We start from the raw sequence: 20781 nt of genomic DNA, 5'->3' as shown, positions 1-20781 counted from the left end.
TACTGAATAGCCTTTACTGAATAGCCCTTACTGTTTTTAACCTGATCCGGAGTTTACATGTACAGTGTCAAAGAGATGTTCTACACCCTGCAGGGTGAAGGCGCTCAAAGCGGTCGAGCGGCAGTTTTCTGCCGCTTCACCGGTTGCAATCTCTGGTCCGGTCGTGAGCAGGACAGGGATAGCTCCGTGTGCAAGTTCTGCGATACGGACTTCATCGGCACTGATGGCCAGAACGGCGGCAAGTTTGAAACAGCCAAGGCCCTGGCCAGTCGCATTCGCAGCTTCTGGCCAGCCGATGAAAAAGGTCAGCCTTATGTCGTCTGTACCGGGGGAGAGCCTGCACTGCAGCTGGATGACGAGCTGGTTGAAGCCCTGCATCAGGAAGGGTTCGAAATAGCAATTGAAACAAATGGCACCCGCCCCCTACCGACTGGCATTGACTGGATCTGTGTCAGCCCCAAGGCTGATGCAGAGCTGCTGATTACACAAGGTCATGAGCTGAAACTGGTCTATCCGCAACGCGAAAACCGCCCCGAACAGTTTCAGTCACTCGATTTTGAGCACTTTTACCTGCAACCACTCGATAGCCCGGAGCAGGCAACCAATACTGTCGCCTGCATCCGCTACTGCATGGATCACCCACAGTGGAAATTAAGCCTGCAGACACACAAGATTATTGGTATTGACTAGGCATACGGTCAGTCTGGTCAGAGTCAAGCAGCCCGACTGCGCCGAAACAGCAGCAGGGCTCGACGATTACGCCATCCGATAAGTGCAAACGCAGGAATCTGCATCAACACCCCATAAACCAGAGCACTCGCGGACATCTCAGCATTCTGCAGAATCGTGCTGGTCACCAGCAGCGCAGTACCAGCATTCTGCAACCCCACTTCAACCATGATTGATATCCGCTGTGGATCATTCAGCCCAGCCATCTTCGCCAGCAAAAATCCCAGCAGCATGGCCGCCAGCACCAGACAAAACACTGCAGGTGCCAACTGCACCAATAAGGCAGGCAGCAGATGCCAGTTGCCGCGCACCAGTAACACCACCATCAGCAGCAGCAGGCAGAGTGAAAAACGCCTGAAAGGCACTCTGATACGTGCCGCCAGAACAGGAAAGCGTGCACTGAATCCAACTCCTACCAGCACCGGTAGCAGTGTAATCATCACCATTTTCATGATCGATTCAATAATTGGAAAATCAATCACGGCCGTTGTTTGAAACCAATGCTGTAAAGCCAATGCGGTCAGCAAGGGTATAGTGAAAGGTGTCAGCAGGGTCACCAGCGCCGTGAGTGAAACAGAGAGTGCTGCATCACCTCGAGCCAGCAGCGTGATCGCATTGGATGTTGCTCCGCCGGGTGCAAAGGTGAGAATCATGATCCCCACCGCCAACACAGGTGGCAACTGAAACAGGGTAACCACTATCAGCCCCAGCAGGGGCAACAGCAGCATCTGAGCGCCGATACCCAGCAACAATGTTCTGGGCTCTCTGAGGACCTGAGCAAAATCCCTCATGCTCAGCGAAAGGCCCACCGCCAGCATAATGATCGCCAGCGCTGTGGGCAAAAAAATCTGAGAAACGATTGAGGCTTGCATTTTTTGTTCCTACCTGACTCAGCAGGCAACATCATATCGACCCGCATGAGTTCATACAATCTTAACGCAACTGCAGCATTTCTGGGCTATGCTGCCAGAACAGCAGATAAAAATTTTATCCACTCAGGGCAAACCCCACACACTCCGTGGGCTTGGAAAGCCTACCCACATTCTCTGTGGATAACATTGTGTGTAGTCGTTATAAAAACCCGTCATCCTCCCAAGGCTACATGCCTCCCTACAGATTGATCAAAAAATATACAGATATTTTTATCCATTATAATCAATATCTTAATTAGCCAAATAACAGTTTTTAAGTTGCACGAGTGGTTAATCAATGTACAAAAGCAATCCAGTTTTCTGTGCTGGTCGCTTAACACGGAGTCAAGGTTACACACAACCCTTTTAATGTTTATGCCAAAATCAAACTACAGAACCATGACAACACTGGTCTCGAACGACTCAGGCGGTTAGTATACCGATGCTGAAAATGGGGTATCGGAACTGACAATGCAGGAAGAACTGGATCAACGACGCAGGGCAGGACAGCGCATCACACTGATTGGCGCGTTGGTCGACAGCCTGTTGAGCGCAGCCAAGATTATTGTGGGTATATTGGCCAACTCAGCCGCGTTGATTGCCGATGGCCTGCACTCGCTGTCGGATGTCTTGACCGACTTCATGGTCGTGTTTCTTCTCAAGTTCTCGCATGAAAAGCCCGACGCCAACCACCCCTGGGGGCATGCACGCTTTGAAACCGTCGGCACCGTTGTGCTTGGCGCCATTCTCATGCTGGTCGGTGCCTTGATGGCCTATGAAAGCCTCAAGCTGCTGTTTGGCACGGATGTCCCTCCCCTGCCAGCCTGGCCCGCGCTTATCGTAGCGGGCGTATCCATATTGTCAAAAGAGATCCTTTATCACTACACCCACCGGGTCGGAAAAGCACTGAACTCGAACCTGATCATCGCCAACGCCTGGCACCATCGTACCGACTCGTTATCTTCCATTGTCGTTTTCGTCGCCATTGCCGGTGCCATGACCGGTGTCTGGTGGCTGGATGCCCTGGCCGCTGTACTCGTTGCTCTGCTGGTCGGCAAGATCGGCTGGGATCTGGTCGCCAAAAGCATTTCCGAACTGGTCGATACGGCGTTACCGGCAGAACGGGTCAAAAAACTCCGTGAAGCAGCCCTTTCAGTTGATGGGGTGATAAGTGTTCACAGCTTCAAAAGCCGCTCAATGGGCAGCCAGAGCCTGCTGGAGATGCATCTTCAGGTCGGCCCTCACCTGAGTTCAGCCGAGGGGCATTTTATTGGAGACTCGGTCACTTGCCTGCTGCGGGACAGGTTCGATGATATTGGCCATATCATCTACCACATCGACACCTATGATGATCACGACATGTCTGAAGAGACCTGCCCGGTCATGCCACCACGATCCGAGATACAGCAGCATCTGGACGCATCGATCAGTCGTATTCTGGGGGATACAGCGGATTATGAACTGATCATCTACTACGAGCCACGCTGCATCGATCTGGACATCAAGTTCAGCAGCGATATCCATCAGTTACTGAGTAACACGGGTATCGAAGCGCATGAGCTGGAAGCACAACTCGCTGAAGAGCTGAAAGGCCTGAACTGGTTCCGTCAGATCAATATCTGGCTGGCGCCTGAGTTTCGCATCTGAGCTTCGCAACTGATCAGTGCTCTCCCCTGATCGCTGCACGGCGAAAATAATCCAGCAGTAGTATCAACCAGCAACTGATTACGAAAGGTGCCGTCAGTGCAGGCAAACCTGCAGCCATCAACCCCGCTCCAGCTGTTGCAGCAAGGAGCATCCCGGCCAGTATCCAGCCCCAGCCAAGGCGATGGTGATACAATCCAATGGCCGCCAGTACCGGATTGAATCCGGCAATTCCAAACGCGAGAGAGCTGGGATCCAGCCCGAACAGGATGCCCGCCACAATACCGGCAAGACTCCCGCCAAGTGCCCAGAGCAGCAATGGAGCACCATGAAAAAGCAGAACCAGTGCCACCAGAATCGCAGCCACTGGATCTGATACAAAGAGTACCTGGCTGACACCTGACAGCAACGGGATAGGATCAACTGGCAGATCCAGCGGACTGGTCTGGGTCAGGTAGAGCCAGGGCAGCATGATTAGATTGAAGGGAGCTGTGAACAGCGGTATGGCCCACAGGGAGCGGAGCAACTGAAACAGCAGCGCGCTCGCAACGGCCCCTGATAGAATACCCAGCACCAACAGCAGGCTTGGCGAATAGCACAGGCTCAACAGCAAGCCAACCAGACCAGCATTGAAACCAAACAGCCCCTGCTGAATATCGGCAGTGGAAAAACCTGCCAGCCTGGCTGCCAGGTTCGCACTGATAACACCGAGCAACAAGCCTGCCGCCATCAGCGGTGAAGCCCAGAGCACAGCCAGCAGAAATACCAGGCCGCTCCAGGGATTACTCAGAAAGAAAATCTGGCTGATACCCGCCAGCGTTGCACGTAACCAGTTCACAGACTGACACCTACAGATGGGATTTAAAAGCTGACTTACAAGTCAGTTTGAAACCGCATTAGATCAGAAGTGAGCAGCCTGATCAACTGGATTGTACAGTTTAGTGTTTCGCTTTAAACGGTGATCCTTTACTGCTGAAGATGCTTATCGAACCGGCTCCCGCATTGTCACGAACTCTTCCGCCGCAGTTGGGTGAATACCGATGGTGCTGTCGAATACCGCCTTGGTTGCACCCGCCTTGAGTGCCACGGCAATGCCCTGAATAATCTCTCCGGCTTCAGCCCCGACCATATGAACTCCCAGCACGCGATCGGTTTCCTGATCCACCAGCATCTTCATCAGTGTGCGCTCCTGTGAACCACTGAGGGTATGCTTCATGGCGCGAAATTCCGAGCGATACACATCCACCTTGGCGAAACGCTCACGCGCCTGTTCTTCCGTCAGTCCTACCGTACCGATATTCGGCTGGCAGAAAACCGCGGTCGGTATCAAGTCATAATCAACCGTTTTCTCACCCTTGCCATAAAGGGCTCGAACAAGCGCCATGCCTTCGGCCAGCGCAACCGGCGTCAGCTGTACCCGATCAATCACATCGCCGATAGCATATATAGAGGGGATGGATGTCTGGAACTGGTCCGACACAACAACAGCGCCCGACTTATCAGTGGCAACACCGACCTCTTCAAGACCAAGCCCGGCTGTGTTGGGTACCCGCCCGGTTGCATACATGATCTGATCGGCTTCCTGTGTGGAGCCATCTTCAAACTCCGCAATCAATACGCCATCGTCGGCCTTTTTGATCGAGCGGATATTGGTGTTGAAGCGCAGCTTCACGCCCTTCTTCGCCACTTCCTGTGCGGTGAACTCCCGCACCTCCTGATCAAAACCACGCAGGAACAGATCGCCTCGATAAACCAGATCGGTTCTGGCCCCGAGTCCGGCAAAGATACCGGCAAACTCAACCGCGATATAACCCCCGCCAAGAACTATGACACGACGGGGAAAGGTCTCCAGATCAAACACCTCATTGGAGCTGATGACATGCTCACGACCCGGAATATCCGGCACATGCGGCCAGCCACCAGTTGCGATCAGGATTCGTTCGGCTGTAATACGCCGCCCATCGACACTGACCTCATTCGGACCCGTTACCGTGGCCCGCGCCTCGAACAGTTCACAACCACTGTTGATCAGCAGGTTACGATAGATGCCATTTAACCGGGTTATCTCGGTCGTCTTGTTGTCGCGCAGAGTCGGCCAGTCAAACGTCACGCCGCTGGCATGGAGGCCAAAGCCCGCTGCTTCATGAAAGGTTTCAGCATAGTGGGAGGCATACACATAGAGTTTCTTGGGTACACAACCGACATTCACACAGGTACCACCGAGATAGCGCTCCTCTGCCACCGCAACTCGCACCCCCATACCGGCGGCCATACGCGCTGCCCTGACGCCGCCCGAACCTGCCCCTATGACGAACAGATCATAGTCGTACTGACTTACCTGGTTCTCCTGACTCACGGCCGACTCCTGATTAACTAAACTGCTGATTAACAAAACTGCTGATTAACAAAACTATCGCTCGCACTATTTATCGTAGGATTCTGCTCAATCGACCAGCTGCTTCTGCATAAAGATGCTGTAAGGATCTTCACGATAATAGCCAAAAGGTGGTCTGGTTTGATAGCCATAGCGGGTGTAGAGTCCCAGCGCCTCTGGCTGACTGATCCCCACCTCAAGCCGCGCAAGCGCAACACCCTGCTCCTGCAGATGCGCTTCAAGCCTTTGCAGAATCGCCGATGACAAGCCTTTACCGCGCTGACGCTCATCCACAAACAGGCGTTTCACCTCGCCATAAAGTCCATCATCGCTCATCACTCTGACCGCACCACACCCTACCAGTTCATCACCGATGTAGCAGCCGAATAATGCGGCATTGGGTTTCTGCAGATCCTCGATACTTGCCAGATGGTTGCTTTCAGCCGGGTAGAGTTCGGCCAGATAGGCATCCGACAGGGATATCAACCTCGCCACCTCTGGCAGGTTTGGATCAATTTTTTCAATTCGGTGAGTGTCTGCCTGTTGCATCGTCATTTTCTCCAGACGGATTGGATGGCAAGTATCTGGTTTTCAAGCTTATGCACGCATGTTAATGCCTTTGGCAGGTGTGTAAAAGTGGCGGTAAAATATCTTTACACCCTGTGTCGAGCCACACATCCCTGGTGTATGATCATCCCAACGCACCGGTGCCGGCATATCAGGATGCCCGGCATGCCCAGGACGCGTTCACACTCATATCGCATTGAAAGGGTCTTTAAGCATTATGAACTGGATATTTCTGGGCATTGTCGTGATTGCTGCAGCGGTGGCAGGCTGGCGTGAACTGTTTCATATCCCAGTGGACGGTGAGCCCTCCCCGATGGAAGCCCTCTCATCCGGCATGGTGAGTTCGGCCGGTGGTGCCGTCGAGTTGGCGATTGGTCTGGTCGGGGTGATGACGCTGTTTCTGGGCCTGATGAAGGTCGCCGAAGCCGGTGGCCTACTGACCATCATCGCCAAACTGATTCGCCCGCTGATGACCCGCCTGTTTCCGGAAGTGCCGCCAGATCACCCCGCCATGGGGGCGATGATCCTGAATATGTCAGCCAATGCACTGGGGTTGGGCAACGCCGCCACCCCTTTCGGCATTCGTGCCATGCAGGAGTTGGATAAGCTCAACCAGCAACCGGGCACCGCCACCAACTCCATGGCCCTGTTTCTGGCGATCAACACCTCTAGCGTCACCCTGCTGCCCACCGGCGTGATTGCGATACGTGCCGCCGCAGGCTCTGCTGACCCGGCCGCCATCCTGCCCACCACCCTCTTTGCCACCATCTGTGCCACTATTGCCGCCATTTCTGCCGCGATGCTGTTCCGGCGCTTCTTTCCGGTGGTGCCCGACCCTGCTGCGATGAAGATTGAGCGTCCCTGGGTGAATGAAAACGACGCCGATGCCCGCACCTCCGATACCTCTGCCTATCCGGTCTGGGTATCAGTGCTGGCGCTGGGCAGTATCGTGGCGATGATTCCGCTGATGGTCGTGTACGGTCGTGCCGTATCGCCCTGGATCATGCCGGGGTTGATGGTCGGATTCCTGCTGTTTGGTGCACTGCGCGGGGTACGCATCTATGAGGTATTTGTCGAGGGTGCCAAGGAGGGGTTCCAGGTGGCGCTGCGTATCATCCCCTATCTGGTGGCGATACTGGTAGCCGTCGGTATGTTCCGCGCCAGTGGGGCAATGGATGTTATGGTCAATATGATAGGTGGTATCACTGCACGCTTTGGCCTACCCGCCGAGGCCCTGCCGATGGCACTGCTGCGACCGCTGTCCGGCTCCGGTGCTTATGGCATTATGGCCTCGATCATCAATGATCCGGCCATCGGGCCAGACAGCTATGTCGGGTATCTGGTAACCACCTTGCAGGGTTCAACAGAGACCACTTTTTATGTGCTGGCGGTCTACTTCGGTGCCGTGCAGATTCGCAGAATGCGCCATACCCTGGCAGCTGCTCTGACGGCCGATGTGGTTGCCGTTATCGCGGCTGTCGCGATCTGTTCCTACCTGTTCCTGTAAGTCTTTTCCTGAGGGCTGTCTATATAAGACAGCTCCTCAGGTTTCGATATCCATATACACCAGCTCCCAGATATGACCCTCCAGGTCCTCAAAGGCATGGCCATACATGAAGCCGAAGTCCTGCGGATCACGCGGCACACTACCACCGGCAGCCACGGCCTTAGCCACCAGCTCATCAACCTCCTCTCGTGATTCACAAGAGAGACAAACCAGCACCTCAGTGCATTGCCGGGCATCGCAGATCGTCTTGTTGATGAAGGTTTTAAAATAGTGCTCCACCAACAGCATCACGAAGATATTCTCACCCACCAGCATGCAGGCAGCATTTTCATTGGAGAACTTGGGGTCAAAGCCGAATCCCAGTGCGGTGAAAAACTGTCGCGATGTATCCAGATCGCGGACAGGCAGGTTAACGTAGATCTTTCTAGCCATCGTTTTATCCTGTTTCTGAATCATTTTTTAAACTTTCAGTCAGTGTAACACTCATTCAAGTGTAAGGATGTGGGCTGTTCAGCGACTCCGTACGTAACCAACCATGAAGTAAAACGCAGGTCGACGTGTCTAAGGCAAACGAGGTACAGAGTATGAAGCGTTCAATTATATTTGCCGGTGGACTGCTGCTCGCAGTAGCACTGATCGGCGTGCAGGTGGGAGCCAGCAGCCCTTCAGACCAGACCAGCCAGTATGCGCCGAATGACCCCTCGCTGGAGGTGGCCACCTTTGCCGGTGGATGTTTCTGGTGTGTGGAGGCCGGATTCGAAGTGATTCCTGGTGTCATAGAGGCGGTTTCAGGCTACACGGGCGGCCCGGAAGTCAACCCTACCTATCAGCAGGTCGCCGGTGGACGGACAGGGCATACCGAGGCGGTTCAGGTATATTACGACCCAGCGGTGATCACTTATGAGGGTTTGTTGCAGGGCTTGTGGCGCATGATGGACCCAACCGATGCCGATGGCCAGTTTGTGGATCGTGGCCGTCAGTATCGCCCTGGCATCTTCTATCACTCACCTGAGCAGCAGGCGATGGCTGAAGCAGCAAAACAGGCGCTGATCGCAGAGAATCGCTATCCAAACCCGGTCATCATCGAAATAGAGCCCTTCGAGGTGTTTTACGAGGCCGAGGACTACCATCAGGATTTCTACAAGACCAATCCTATCCGTTATAACGTTTACACCCGCAATTCAGGGCGCTACCAGTTTATCGATGCCATCTGGGGTGAAGAACGCCAGATTGACTTTGCTCTGTTCCGCCCTGCCGGCATGAACAGCAGTAAGGGTTTTGATCCAGACAGCTTCATAAAACCAGATGCTGAAACGCTGAAACAGCGTCTGACGCCGATCCAGTACAAAGTCACCCAGGAAGATGGCACAGAACGGGCCTACAGCAATGTTTACTGGGATGAGCAGCGTGAAGGGATCTATGTGGATATCGTATCCGGCGAGCCACTTTTCTCCTCGCGCGACAAATATGACTCCAGAACCGGCTGGCCCAGCTTCACTCAGCCAATCAAGCCGGATATTCTGGTTGAAAAAGAGGATAGAAAACTGTTTGCTGTCCGCACCGAGATACGCAGCCGCTTCGCAGACTCACATCTCGGCCATGTGTTCAATGACGGCCCAGCGCCCACCGGCCTGCGCTACTGCATGAACTCAGCGGCCATGCGCTTTATTCCAAAAGAGGAGATGGAAGCCGAGGGCTATGGTGAATATCTGGACCTTGTCGGGCCGCCTGTTTCATGACAGCGCCAAGCTATAGGTTAATAGTGGCCCGTTTTCAATAATTGTACATAACTGGCACGTTCATACAGGGTCGGATCGCCCGTGTGCAGGTGAGATAACACTCCTCTGGCCTGCTCAAGTGATTCATAGGGACTATCATCCAGCCAGCCACTTATGCCAGTTAATATTTGGCTAAGTGCACCAGGCCCTTGTTGGAGTAATACGCTGCACAAATGCGTTACATCCGCACCTGCCAGTAACATTTTGATGGCATCTTCCGCATTATGAATGCCCCCGGTCGCGGCGAGTGTAAGCCGGGTTTTACCGAAGAGTATGCCTAGCCAGCGCATGCTCAGCAGCGCATCCTCAGAACGGGACAGGTGGATATTTGCCTGGACACGCAATGTATCCGGGTCTATATCCGGCTGGTAGAAGCGATTAAATAAGGACACTCCGTTAATACCGGTGTCTTCGAGTTGCCGCACAAAATGCCCTAATGCACTGAAGTAGGGTGAGAGTTTAACCACAACCGGACAGCTGACGGCCTTGCGTAATTCACTGATCAGTTCAATATATGCCCTCTCCATAGCGCTGGCGCTTTGCATCGGATCAGCTGCAACTGTGTAGATATTCAATTCAAGTGCATCGGCGCCAGCATCGGCAAGGAGTTTGGCGTTATTGATCCAGCCATCGCGCGACGTACCATTAAGGCTCGCAATGATCGGAATAGCAAGGCGCTGTTTAAGCGTCTGAATCTGATCCAGGTATTGCTCCAACGCATGTGAAGATTCAGTTTGCAGGGGTAGAAAGTGCGACGCTTCGCTATGGCCTATCTCTCTGGATTCCAACAGATGTATCCGCCGCGCATACTGGCTATCCAGCTCTTCTTCAAACAGTGAGTACAATACCAGTGCACTGGCACCGGCATCCTCCAGTTGGCAGCATAGGCTGATATCACGACTGAGAGGAGAGGCTGAGGGCACCAGCGGGTTGTCCAGGGTCATCCCGAGATAGTTGGTTTGCAGATCCATGGCTTACTCCTTTTCATCACTGGAGGGCTTGATTGCAGCCAGTTGTGCATAGTGTTGATAGCGGCGCCGGGATTCCTGCTGCGAGGCATTCAGAAAACGCTCCGCATCGGCTTCATGGCTGCGCCAGAGCATACTGAAACGGGTTTCGCTACCGGTAAACTCTCGATAGTCCACCGAGGGTGGCTTGCTATCAAGCTGCAGCGGATTATTACCGGCCTCCAGGCGTCTGGGATCATAGCGCAGCAGCGGCCAGTGACCGCTGCGAATAGCCAGATCCTGCATCTGATGATTGTGTTTCAGGTCATTACCCCAGGCTATACAAGGCGAGTAAGCAATGATGAGTGAGGGACCATCAAAGGACTCGGCTTCCAGAAAGGCTTTCAGCGTTTGCTGATCTTTGGCACCGTAGGCGACCTGCGCAACATAGACATTTTCATAACTCATGGCGATCATGGCGAGGTCTTTTTTCGCTGTCGCCTTGCCGCCTGCGGAGAACTTGGCAACAGCACCACGGGGTGTCGCTTTGGAGGTTTGTCCACCTGTATTGGAATACACCTCGGTATCCAACACCAGGATATTCACGTTTTCACCGGATGCCAGCACATGGTCCAAACCACCAAAACCGATATCATACGCCCAACCATCCCCGCCGATAATCCAGACACTCTTTCTAACCAACTGGTCGGCCAGGGTTTCAAGTTCACGAGCCAGGGGTGACAAAGATTGGGACAGCTGCTGCCTCAACTCAGAGACGCGCTGACGCTGCTCATGTATCCCCGCCTCATCGCTTTGATCAGCCTGCAGCAGTGCATCAACCAATGAGCTATTCAGCTCAGGACGCAGTTGCTGCAACAACTGCTGAGCATAACGGGCCTGGTGGTCTACGGCCAGGCGCATGCCCAGGCCAAACTCCGCATTATCTTCAAACAGGGAGTTGTTCCAGGCAGGACCACGCCCGTCAGCATTTTTACACCAGGGGGTTGTGGGCAGGTTACCCCCATAGATGGAGGAGCAGCCGGTGGCGTTGGCTATCAACATACGATCACCAAACAGTTGGCTGGCCAGGCGCAAGTAAGGGGTTTCGCCACATCCGGCACAGGCACCAGAGAACTCAAACAGAGGCTGTGTCAGCATGGCCTCTTTAATCACCCCGGTGCGCAGTTTGCTGCGATCATACTCAGGCAATTCCAGAAAGAATGCCCAGTTGCGCTGCTCCTGTTGCAGTAAAGGTGCAAGAGGTTGCATGTTAAGGGCGCGGCGACCGGGCTGAGTTTTGTCCTTGATTGGACAGATATCCACACACAGTCCGCAGCCGGTACAGTCTTCCGGGGCAACCTGGTAGCTGATGTGATAGCCCTCAGGAAACTCTTTACCCTTGACCGGAACATGCAGAAAGCTTTCAGGAGCATCTTCGGTCAGTTCCGGTTCAAATATTTTACTGCGAATGGCACTGTGCGGACACACCAACGGGCACTTGCCGCAGTGAATGCACAGCTCGGTATCCCAGACAGGTATTTCCAGCGCGATATTGCGCTTTTCCCACTGTGCTGTAGCGGTTGGCCAGGTGCCATCGTCAGGTAGCTGACTGACAGGAATACGATCACCCTCTCCCGCAATCAGTCGAGCAGTGATCTTACGAACAAACTCAGGCGCGCTATCCGGAATTTTGCTGGCGACTTCGACTGTTTGATTCACCTTGTTCGGAATCGAAACCTGATGCAAGTGAGCAGGAGCCAGATCGATCGCTCGACAGTTGATTTCGGTAATCTGCCCTCCTTTGCTGCCGTAGGTTTCCTCTACGGCTGCCTTCATCGCTTGCAAGGCTATCTCAAGTGGTAATAACCGGGAGATGGCAAAGAAGCAGCTTTGCATGATGGTGTTGATGCGTCGTCCCATCTGCAACTGTTCAGCGAGTGCGTAGGCATCGATCACATAGAAGCTCAGTTGCTTATTAATGAGGCTCTGCTGAATAGCCAAGGGCAAGCTGTCCCAGACCTGTTCGGCTGGCGTTGAAGTATTCAGCAGGAACACGGCCTTGGGGGCTGCAGCTTTTAACAGGTCGTGGCGTTGCAGGAAAACGCTCTGGTGACAGGCGACGAATGCTGCTTCATTTTCCTGAATAAGATAGGCTGAACGGATAGGCTCGGGGCTGAAGCGCAGATGTGAAATGGTCATGGCACCGGATTTTTTTGAGTCATATACAAAATAACCCTGTACATGCAGTTCGGTCTGTTCACCAATGATTTTAATAGCATTTTTATTGGCGCTCACTGTGCCGTCTGCACCCAGTCCATAAAACAGTGCGCTGGTAGCCGTCTGGCTTGCCTGAGTACGGAAATCGCTATCCCAATCGAGTGAGGTATGGCACAGATCATCATCTATACCAATGGTGAACCCCTGTTTTAACTGAGGGGATTTAAGCATCTCAAAGATCGCTTTGACCATGCCCGGGGTAAACTCTTTGGATGATAAGCCATAGCGCCCGCCACAGATTTTTGGCAGTTGGGAGAAAGGCGCATTCCCTTGGCTCACGGCTTGAGCAATCAGTGTCACCACATCCTTATACAGTGGCTCACCATCGCTACCCGGCTCTTTGCAGCGATCCAGTACTGCAATGGACTGAATGCTTGCTGGCAGACACGCAAGCAGCAGTTCGGCATTCAGGGGCCGGTAAAGGCGTACGGCCAACACAGCCGTTCTCTCACCCTCCGCATTCAGATGATCTACGGTTTCCTGCAGGGTTTGTACTGCCGATCCCATCAGAATAATCAGCTGCCGGGCATCGTCTGCCCCATAGTATTCATAGGGTTGATAACGTCGTCCGGTGAGGTTACCAAATGCCTGCATCACCTCGGTCAGATGCTGACAGAACGCCTGATAGTAGGGATTAACGGATTCTCGTGCCTGAAAGTACACATCCGGATTCTGTGAGGTGCCGCGAATCACCGGATGATCAGGACTCATGGCTCGAACTCTGTGATTGTGAATACAGGCCTCATCCAGCAGTGAGCGCATCTGTTCATCACTGAGTGGGTCTATTTTGGCAATTTCATGTGAAGTACGAAAGCCATCAAAAAAATGCAGTACAGGTAAGCGGCTCCTGAGTGATACGGCCTGCGTGATCAGCGCCATATCCTGTACTTCCTGAACTGAATTTGAAGCCAGCAGAGCAAATCCGGTACCACGAGCAGCCATGACATCACTGTGATCACAAAAAATAGACAGGGCCTGAGCCGCAAGTGAGCGTGACGCTATGTGGAATACCGTTGGGGTCAGTTCACCAGCAATTTTGTACATGTTTGGTAACATCAGCAGTAAGCCCTGCGATGCAGTGAAGGTAGTGCAGAGTGAACCCGCTTGCAGTGCGCCGTGAATTGCTCCGGCTGCGCCCGCTTCACTTTGCATCTCAACAATTCTGGGGACGCAGCCCCAGAGGTTGGTGTGGCCTTCGGCCGACAGGGCATCTGCAACCTCACCCATCACCGAGGCTGGTGTGATGGGGTAAATTGCAATCACCTCATTGGTGGCGTGCGCAATGCGTGCCACCGCTTCATTGCCATCCAGAGTCAGCTGTTTCCGGCCCATTGTAAACTCCTGTCAATCAAGCCTTTTTCATAATCTTCAAGCTAGTCTGAAAAGACTTGATTATCCAGTGGATTAAACTATCTGCTGACTTCCGAACCGGGGTATAAGAAACATAAACCAACTACCCGTCAGGCTTATCTAATCTGCTTGACCAGAGAAGCCATCAGCCTTGCACCTCAGTTATCCTGTTCAGGGAAAGTTCTGCAGCTATCAAAGATCAACTGAAAAAACATCCCTGTAAGCATGGGCCAGGTATCAAGCCTTGTTACCTCTGGAATCACCGCGCAGCTCGGATAATCAATCGATATCCACTGCAGTACCGGCGACCACTATGCCGCCCTCACCTGGTACCGTTATCTGTAACCGGCTCGCTCGCCCCATCGCTTCACCCTGCCTTATCAGAAACTGACTCGGCCTATTGATCAGCCCGGCGCTGCGCAGATAGCCACCCAAAGCAGCGGCGGAGGCCCCTGTTGCCGGATCTTCCACCACACCACCCACCGGGAAAGGATTGCGCGAGTGAAACAGATCATCACGCTCACGATACACCAGTTGTACGGTGGTGAGATTTTCTCTCAGCATCAGCGACTTCAATCTGTCGAAATCATACTCAAGTTTGCTCAAGCGTTGCAGCGAATTGGCCGCCAACACCAGATGCCAGGCACCAGCATAGGCCAGGGCCGGAGGAATAGATGCGTCCAGTTCATCTGCTGACCACTGCAGCAGATCCAGCACCTCGTTCACCAGATCGGCTGAAGCGGGTTTCTGCGCGGGTTCAACCGAGGTTAATGCCGCCTGCAACTGACCATCAACCGACTGAACCGTTACCGGTACGCGCCCTACGGCCGTATCCAACTGATAGGTGCCAACACCACTCAATCGACCCAGCACCACAGCGCTGGCTATCGTGGCATGCCCACAGAAGCTGACCTCCGCCAAGGGACTGTAATAGCGGATGGTTCTGACTTCGCCACTGGCTGGTGCGACAAAGGCTGTTTCTGAATACCCCACCTCTGCAGCGATACGCTGCATGGTCGCTACATCCGGCAGCGCCTCACCAACCCAGACACCTGCCGGGTTGCCGCCAGCCGGATCGGCTGAAAATGCTGCCAGACGGTATAAGTGACCGCCTGCCTTCTGATCTTTTGGTTTATGGCCCATCGATAAATAACCACTCATGATGTTCTACTCCCGTGATGCTTCAACTGAATACAAACACCATTCTGGCATTAATAAAAATAATGAAAACTGCTTTATAATCACCCATAGACTTACTGATATTTAGCCATTGAGTACACCACCATGCCACCCACCATGCCACCGCTGAATACCCTTCGCGCTTTCGAGGCCGCCGCACGGCTGGGCAGCTTTGCCTCAGCCGCCCAGGAGCTCAACCTGACCGCTGCCGCCATCAGCCACCGTATCAAAGAGCTTGAAGGCCGGCTCGATATCCTGTTATTTGTACGCCAGCCACGCGGTGTACTGCTTACGGAAGCTGGCCGTCGCTACCATGAACGCCTGTCTGACATTTTCACTCAGATAGAACAGGCAACCAAGGCGCTCAGGCAACAGGGCATCGATGGTCCTCTGACACTGTCGGCGCCCCACTCCTTTATTCATCACTGGCTGATTCCGCGACTGAACCGTTTACAAAGCCGTTATCCAGGGCTGCAGCTGAAGCTACGTGCTGAAAGCCAGATGCTGAGCTTTCGTGACAATCTGGCCGATATCGGCATACGCTTTGGCACAGGACGCTACCCTGATCTGCATGTAGAGCCATTAATGGGAGATTACGTCTCAATACTTGCCCCATCAGCCCTGATCAACACCCTCAGCGACACCCGCCCTGCCAGCCTGCTGCATACACAGGTCCTGCTGGAAGACAGCAGCATCCACACCAGCGAGCCCTGGAACACCTGGCAGCCATGGTTTCGCGAAGCAGGCCTGACACTGGAGTCATCCCGACATATGATGAAGTTTTCAGACAGTGGCCTGGTACTGAAGGCCTGTGCCGATGGTCTGGGACTTTGCCTCTGTCGACACTCCATAGCCTGGAGACTTTTGCAGGAAAGAAAAGTGCAGGCGATCCTCCCCTGGCGCAGCCATGAGTTCGCCTACTATCTGGTATCACATCCGTCGGAGGTGAATAACCCGCGTATCAGGGCTTTCAAAGAGTGGTTTCGGGAGGAGGCCCAAGCTTTTGAGCAGCCTTGAGGTGCTAGTAGGGTAACTTATGGCCATCCCAGTTGATCAGGCAGCCAGTTTGCTCCTGCGTTAGTGTATTCATGACATTGATCAGGCGCAGTGCAGTATCTGTAGCAGTTTGCAGCTGCCCTGAGGGTACATTTTTTTGAAAGGGCGCCGACAACTCTGTTGCGGTAGTGCCAGGGTGCAGACTAATCAGGCTGGCCGTTTTGTTAACACGTGCCAATTCAATACTCGCACATTTGACCAGCATATTCAGCGCAGCTTTTGCCATACGGTAACTATACCAGCCACCTAACTGATTATCGGTAATACTACCAACCTTGGCACTCAACAGCGCAACCTTAACGCCAGCCTGTTTTTGTAAAAACGGTAGCATGCATTGCAGATACAAAGACGGATTAATCAAGTTGATTTCCAAGCTTTGTGTGAGTGCTGCACGGCTGAGTTGACGCAGGTTTTTTTCTGGTAACATACCACCTCCATGTAACCAGCCCTGACACAAAATCACTGCATCCACTTCAGTTGCAAAAATGGCAGAGAATATGTTGGCGGCTTCGGGTTGTTCTGCAGAAGACAACTTGTACCAACTAAGAGCTCCATCAGGCATGTTTGCAATAGAAGTGTGAGCTTCTTGCCTGCTGATAGCAGAGACATGATGCCCTTGAGCTAACAAGGTTTTCACCAATGCCAAGCCGATGCCGCCACTGGCACCGACAATCACCCAATGCTTAATCATTAATTTATCCACATGGAATTTGCCTTTATTACTTTAAAAACTCAGCTCGGGTATGAATATTACTCTTGAATACACCACCCAGTGCCGTCGTGGAGGTTCGCGAGTTGACATCCATGACCCCTCTCGACTTCACGCAATAATGTGTAGCTTCTATTGAAACGGCGACATTATCAGTCTCGAGCAAGGTTTGCAGTGCTATCAGGATCTGCTGTGTAAGACGCTCTTGAACTTGAGGTCTTTGTGAAAAAAATCTGACTAACCTATTGATCTTGGACAATCCAATAATCTTGTCACCCGGTATATAGGCTACTCTGGCTGAGCCGTCGATAGTAATAAAATGGTGTTCGCATGTGCTGGTCAGATTTATCTCAGAAACCTTGACCATTTCATCCACTTGCATCTTGTTTTCGATCAGCGACATGGTAGGAAAGTTGGCATAGTCAAGGCCAGAGAAAATCTCATACACATACATTTTGGCAATACGATGAGGCGTTTCGGCCAGGCTATCATCACCCAGATCCAGGCCGAGGGTCGCAACCACATCAGTCATGGATTTCTTGATTTTTTCATACTTTTCGTTTGCAGTTAAGCTATCCGCTGTAAGGGGTGTTTCCAGCCCACGATCAATAAGAACCTGACGAACGCGTGCGGCTTCCGTTGATATCATCCTGAGTGCTCCTGCGTGCTTTAGTTGTGATTCAGCACTTATCGTAATGAAGGGTTAAGGAGACAGAGTCTGCAAACCTCAATGCATGAGGCTTGTCGATTCGTACCTGGGCATGGGTCACTACATCCGGCTCTGCACAGATATTGAGCACATCAGATACCAGCTTCTCCAGTAAGAGAAACTGCCCGTCTTCAACATGTGCAATGATCTGTTTCGTAATACCCTTATAATCCAGCGCAGCGTCCACATGATCAGATAAACACCCACGATTAATCGGATAATGGATCTCCACATTAATCACTACATCTTGTTTTTTTTCACGCTCCTCGGGGTTGAATCCGATAAAGGTTCTGAGTCGCAGATTTGTAATCTTGATGATGGCATTGCTTAAAGGCATTTAATCAGTCTCCGGCCTGTGTTCAGTGAACTTACGCACTAAAGCTCGATAATGGAGCACTACAGGCAACAAAAAACCTAGCATTTTACTACAGTATTTATTTACCTCAATGCAATGCTTCGTTTCTCAGCATCATCGAAGGTTCTAAGGTAGCGACCGTGCAAGGGGATCAGGGCTTTTGAACGTCCTTGAATACATGAATTGACCAGTGATAACGGATCGCTCCCAGACGCAACAACAGTGTAGTGAGCATCGCCGCTGACATCGCAATCATCTGGTGCCATTCATAGAGCAGCACAAACACAATCGCACCAGCGATACAGGTGGTGGCATACAAATCACTTTTCAGCACCAGGGGTACATCACGTGCCATTACGTCTCGGATCAGCCCGCCGAATACTGCCGTCATGGTACCCAGAATGATCGCCGTAAAAGCGCTGACACCCATATCCAGGGCTTTACCGGCACCCAGAACAGTGAAGAACGCGATACCAAAGGCATCCGCAATCAGCAGATAGCGCAACTGACTATGGGGCCGAAATCTGAGCAGGATAATGCAGGCCACGGCTGATGCCAGAATCACGTAGAAATAGGTCGGATCATGAAGCCAGAACACCGGCACATCGAGAATCACATCCCGTGTCGTACCACCACCGACAGCCGTAACGGATGCCAATACAACAACGCCGAAGCCATCCATCTGCTTGCGAAACGCCAGCAATGTTCCGGAGATAGCGAATACCGCCACACCCAGCAGATCTGAAATATAAAACCAATCCAACATGATAGATGCTTCTCTGCCAACGATGGCATCAGCTTATATGCTTTGTCTGTGACATAAAAGTGAAAGCAGAACCAGAAAGCCGGGTTATGCAAACAGGCACAGTTGATCACCGCTGGCGGGTATGAAGCGGATACCGAAGCCCTGTGCAGACAAGGCAAGGCGGCGTAAACGCGCCAGTGCCTGTGAACGCTCAATGACAATCATGGTCATACTTGCCTATTATTTGTATTTCAAACGATACCCTTGAAACCATAATCACTCTACAGGGAATGAACATGAAACTCGTCAGTAATAGCCTGATACCAGACCAGCCGATTTCTGAGCAGTACGCCTTTGCCCGAATAGCAACAGAGAATCATATTACGCTGTCGGATAACATCAACCCTCATCTGGCCTGGAGCGAGGCACCAGAGGGCACTCAGTCCTTTGTGCTGATCTGCCATGATCCTGATGTACCGAGCAAGGGTGATGATGTGAATCAGGAAGGGCGCACAGTGCCGGCGTCACTGCCCCGAGTGGATTTTTACCACTGGCTACTTCTGGATATCCCGGCAACCACGACTGAGATTGCCGAGGGTAGCCACTGTCGGGGCGTAACCCCCAATGGCAAATCCGGTCCTGTAGCGCCGGATGGCATGCGCCACGGCATCAACGACTACACCGCCTGGTTCGCTGGCGATGAGAGGTTCGCTGGCGATGAGAACATGAAGGGTAACTATTTCGGATATGATGGCCCCTGCCCGCCCTGGAATGATGAGCGGTTGCATCACTATATTTTCACGCTCTACGCGCTGGATATTCAGACACTTCAAGTTCAGGGTGAGCTGACCGGTGGCAATATAGTGGCGGCACTGGAGGGTCACATTCTGGCCAGCGCTAGCATCAACACAACTTATACGCTTAATCCGGAGCTCTGAGGACCAGGCTTCATCTGGCAGGGGTACTCACCCTGCCAGTATGTTTATTCTCACGACTTTGCCGACGCCGCGAGTGCCAGAGCGAGGTACTCGCGAAAGTGCTTATCTGAAATATCCTGCTCCGAAAAGAGCTTGATGTGTCGGCGAAACTTCCCTTCTCCCTCCAGTACGCTGAACTTATCCGGGAGAGTTGCACCCTCGCTGAACTCCAGAGAAACATTCCTTGAAGTTACGGGAGATGAATTGGCCAAGTTATATTTCAAAATCAACCCCATCTGCCCGGAGCACTTCCTCAAATTCACGATAGCCATCCAGCTCCTTACACATAAATGAAGCCGACGCCGGGCATAGGCCCGCAAACTGAGCAGTACCCAATATGGAATCTGGTGCTTGCGATCGCGATACCTCCACATAACCATGCCGTGCAAAGAAATCAGAAGCGGTCGTGGTGAGGAGATATAGGGTTTTCATGCCATTCCTGCACGCCCAAGCTTCTGCCTGAGTGACCAATGCCTGACCGTAGCCACCCTTTCGATGGGTATCGATCACTACCAGTGAGCGTAACAAGCCGACAGCTCCATGCGACTCTATACCGATCAGGCCAATGATTTGGTCGTCCGAGCGCACTCCAAATAGCTGCAATTGGCCACTATTGCGAAGGTCAGCAACAGGGAGCCCCGCGCTGCTCAGTAGGCTTTCAACCTCATCAGTCACTTCAAGTGGTTCAATGTTCATAATCTTCGCCCGTTAACATGAAACCCGGTGAATGCATTGGCTTTGTTCTATTACTCCGAGCCTATGCACCACTGAGAATAGCCCAGGATCTTACTAGCCCTATTGCGTGTACTGCACCAAAGAATAGGCAGATGGTGGAACTCACCACCCAGAAGGTAGGACTATTTCCACCTGTCGCGACAAAAGCAAAGAAAAACCCCACGATTCCACGCAGCAGGTATATGGTTGTGATCGCGATCAACCTCCTTCTTTCGGAAGAGTCTGACTGAAA

19 protein-coding genes are annotated in these 20781 nt (G+C 52.6%); 6 read left to right on the top strand and 13 right to left on the bottom strand.

Annotated elements, in window-relative coordinates; translation table 11 throughout:
* Positions 1–57 precede the first annotated feature (57 nt).
* Complete coding sequence (gene queE / locus F7R27_RS12580; protein WP_151704617.1) at positions 58–690, top strand: 7-carboxy-7-deazaguanine synthase; 633 nt, start codon at positions 58–60, stop codon at positions 688–690.
* A gap of 23 nt (positions 691–713) precedes the next feature.
* On the opposite strand, the gene F7R27_RS12575 is transcribed toward queE, so the two are convergent.
* Complete coding sequence (locus tag F7R27_RS12575; protein WP_151704616.1) at positions 714–1601, bottom strand: bile acid:sodium symporter family protein; 888 nt, start codon at positions 1599–1601, stop codon at positions 714–716.
* A gap of 510 nt (positions 1602–2111) precedes the next feature.
* Here F7R27_RS12575 and F7R27_RS12570 point away from each other — a divergent pair.
* Entirely contained in the window at positions 2112–3287 is a 1176-nt protein-coding gene (locus F7R27_RS12570) for a cation diffusion facilitator family transporter (RefSeq protein ID WP_151704615.1), read from the top strand.
* Positions 3288–3300: 13 nt separating this feature from the next.
* Here the strand turns inward: F7R27_RS12570 and F7R27_RS12565 are convergent, their stop codons facing one another.
* From F7R27_RS12565 to F7R27_RS12555, 3 genes are all read right to left on the bottom strand, one after another.
* Positions 3301–4122, bottom strand: coding sequence for an urea transporter (locus tag F7R27_RS12565; protein ID WP_168927502.1), 822 nt, complete (start codon positions 4120–4122; stop codon positions 3301–3303).
* 144 nt (positions 4123–4266) lie between these two features.
* Positions 4267–5640 (bottom strand): glutathione-disulfide reductase, encoded by a 1374-nt coding sequence (gene gorA, locus F7R27_RS12560; RefSeq protein WP_151704613.1) that lies wholly within the window; start codon positions 5638–5640, stop codon positions 4267–4269.
* A gap of 87 nt (positions 5641–5727) precedes the next feature.
* Entirely contained in the window at positions 5728–6207 is a 480-nt protein-coding gene (locus tag F7R27_RS12555; RefSeq protein ID WP_151704612.1) for a GNAT family N-acetyltransferase, read from the bottom strand.
* A gap of 235 nt (positions 6208–6442) precedes the next feature.
* Here F7R27_RS12555 and F7R27_RS12550 point away from each other — a divergent pair, with 235 nt between their 5' ends.
* Entirely contained in the window at positions 6443–7732 is a 1290-nt protein-coding gene (locus F7R27_RS12550) for a nucleoside recognition domain-containing protein (protein ID WP_151704611.1), read from the top strand.
* Positions 7733–7768: 36 nt separating this feature from the next.
* On the opposite strand, the gene F7R27_RS12545 is transcribed toward F7R27_RS12550, so the two are convergent.
* Positions 7769–8164, bottom strand: a complete 396-nt coding sequence (locus F7R27_RS12545; protein ID WP_151704610.1) for a VOC family protein — start codon at positions 8162–8164, stop codon at positions 7769–7771.
* Positions 8165–8316: 152 nt separating this feature from the next.
* Between F7R27_RS12545 and msrB the strand changes: the two genes are divergently transcribed.
* Positions 8317–9471: a peptide-methionine (R)-S-oxide reductase MsrB gene (msrB, locus tag F7R27_RS12540; protein WP_151704609.1), complete on the top strand. Its 1155-nt coding sequence runs from the start codon at positions 8317–8319 to the stop codon at positions 9469–9471.
* Between the two features lie 17 nt (positions 9472–9488).
* On the opposite strand, the gene F7R27_RS12535 is transcribed toward msrB, so the two are convergent.
* The 3 genes from F7R27_RS12535 to F7R27_RS12525 form a co-directional block, all read right to left on the bottom strand.
* Positions 9489–10481: a dihydroorotate dehydrogenase-like protein gene (locus tag F7R27_RS12535; protein WP_151704608.1), complete on the bottom strand. Its 993-nt coding sequence runs from the start codon at positions 10479–10481 to the stop codon at positions 9489–9491.
* A 3-nt stretch (positions 10482–10484) separates the two neighbouring features.
* Positions 10485–14066, bottom strand: coding sequence for a pyruvate:ferredoxin (flavodoxin) oxidoreductase (gene nifJ, locus F7R27_RS12530; protein ID WP_151704607.1), 3582 nt, complete (start codon positions 14064–14066; stop codon positions 10485–10487).
* A 297-nt stretch (positions 14067–14363) separates the two neighbouring features.
* Positions 14364–15245, bottom strand: coding sequence for a PhzF family phenazine biosynthesis protein (locus F7R27_RS12525; RefSeq protein WP_240776364.1), 882 nt, complete (start codon positions 15243–15245; stop codon positions 14364–14366).
* A 123-nt stretch (positions 15246–15368) separates the two neighbouring features.
* On the opposite strand from F7R27_RS12525, the gene F7R27_RS12520 reads away from it, so the two are divergent.
* Positions 15369–16280 carry a LysR substrate-binding domain-containing protein gene (locus tag F7R27_RS12520; protein ID WP_151704606.1) on the top strand — a complete coding sequence of 304 codons (912 nt, stop codon included), beginning with the start codon at positions 15369–15371 and terminating at the stop codon, positions 16278–16280.
* Between the two features lie 4 nt (positions 16281–16284).
* On the opposite strand, the gene F7R27_RS12515 is transcribed toward F7R27_RS12520, so the two are convergent.
* From F7R27_RS12515 to F7R27_RS12500, 4 genes are all read right to left on the bottom strand, one after another.
* Entirely contained in the window at positions 16285–17010 is a 726-nt protein-coding gene (locus tag F7R27_RS12515) for an SDR family NAD(P)-dependent oxidoreductase (RefSeq protein WP_151704741.1), read from the bottom strand.
* A 28-nt stretch (positions 17011–17038) separates the two neighbouring features.
* Positions 17039–17677 carry a GTP cyclohydrolase I FolE gene (folE, locus tag F7R27_RS12510; protein WP_151704605.1) on the bottom strand — a complete coding sequence of 213 codons (639 nt, stop codon included), beginning with the start codon at positions 17675–17677 and terminating at the stop codon, positions 17039–17041.
* A gap of 31 nt (positions 17678–17708) precedes the next feature.
* Positions 17709–18074 (bottom strand): dihydroneopterin triphosphate 2'-epimerase, encoded by a 366-nt coding sequence (folX, locus tag F7R27_RS12505; protein ID WP_151704604.1) that lies wholly within the window; start codon positions 18072–18074, stop codon positions 17709–17711.
* Between the two features lie 169 nt (positions 18075–18243).
* Positions 18244–18858, bottom strand: coding sequence for a trimeric intracellular cation channel family protein (locus F7R27_RS12500; RefSeq protein ID WP_151704603.1), 615 nt, complete (start codon positions 18856–18858; stop codon positions 18244–18246).
* A gap of 275 nt (positions 18859–19133) precedes the next feature.
* Here F7R27_RS12500 and F7R27_RS12495 point away from each other — a divergent pair, with 275 nt between their 5' ends.
* Entirely contained in the window at positions 19134–19775 is a 642-nt protein-coding gene (locus tag F7R27_RS12495) for a YbhB/YbcL family Raf kinase inhibitor-like protein (RefSeq protein WP_151704602.1), read from the top strand.
* Between the two features lie 252 nt (positions 19776–20027).
* Here F7R27_RS12495 and arsN2 read toward each other — a convergent pair whose 3' ends face one another.
* Entirely contained in the window at positions 20028–20510 is a 483-nt protein-coding gene (gene arsN2, locus F7R27_RS12490; RefSeq protein WP_151704601.1) for an arsenic resistance N-acetyltransferase ArsN2, read from the bottom strand.
* Between the last annotated feature and the right edge of the window lie 271 nt (positions 20511–20781).

The sequence above is a fragment of the Nitrincola alkalilacustris genome, assembly GCF_008973755.1.
In the GTDB taxonomy this organism is placed as follows: Bacteria; Pseudomonadota; Gammaproteobacteria; order Pseudomonadales; family Balneatricaceae; genus Nitrincola; species Nitrincola alkalilacustris.
This window is presented reverse-complemented; position numbering and strand designations above follow the sequence as displayed.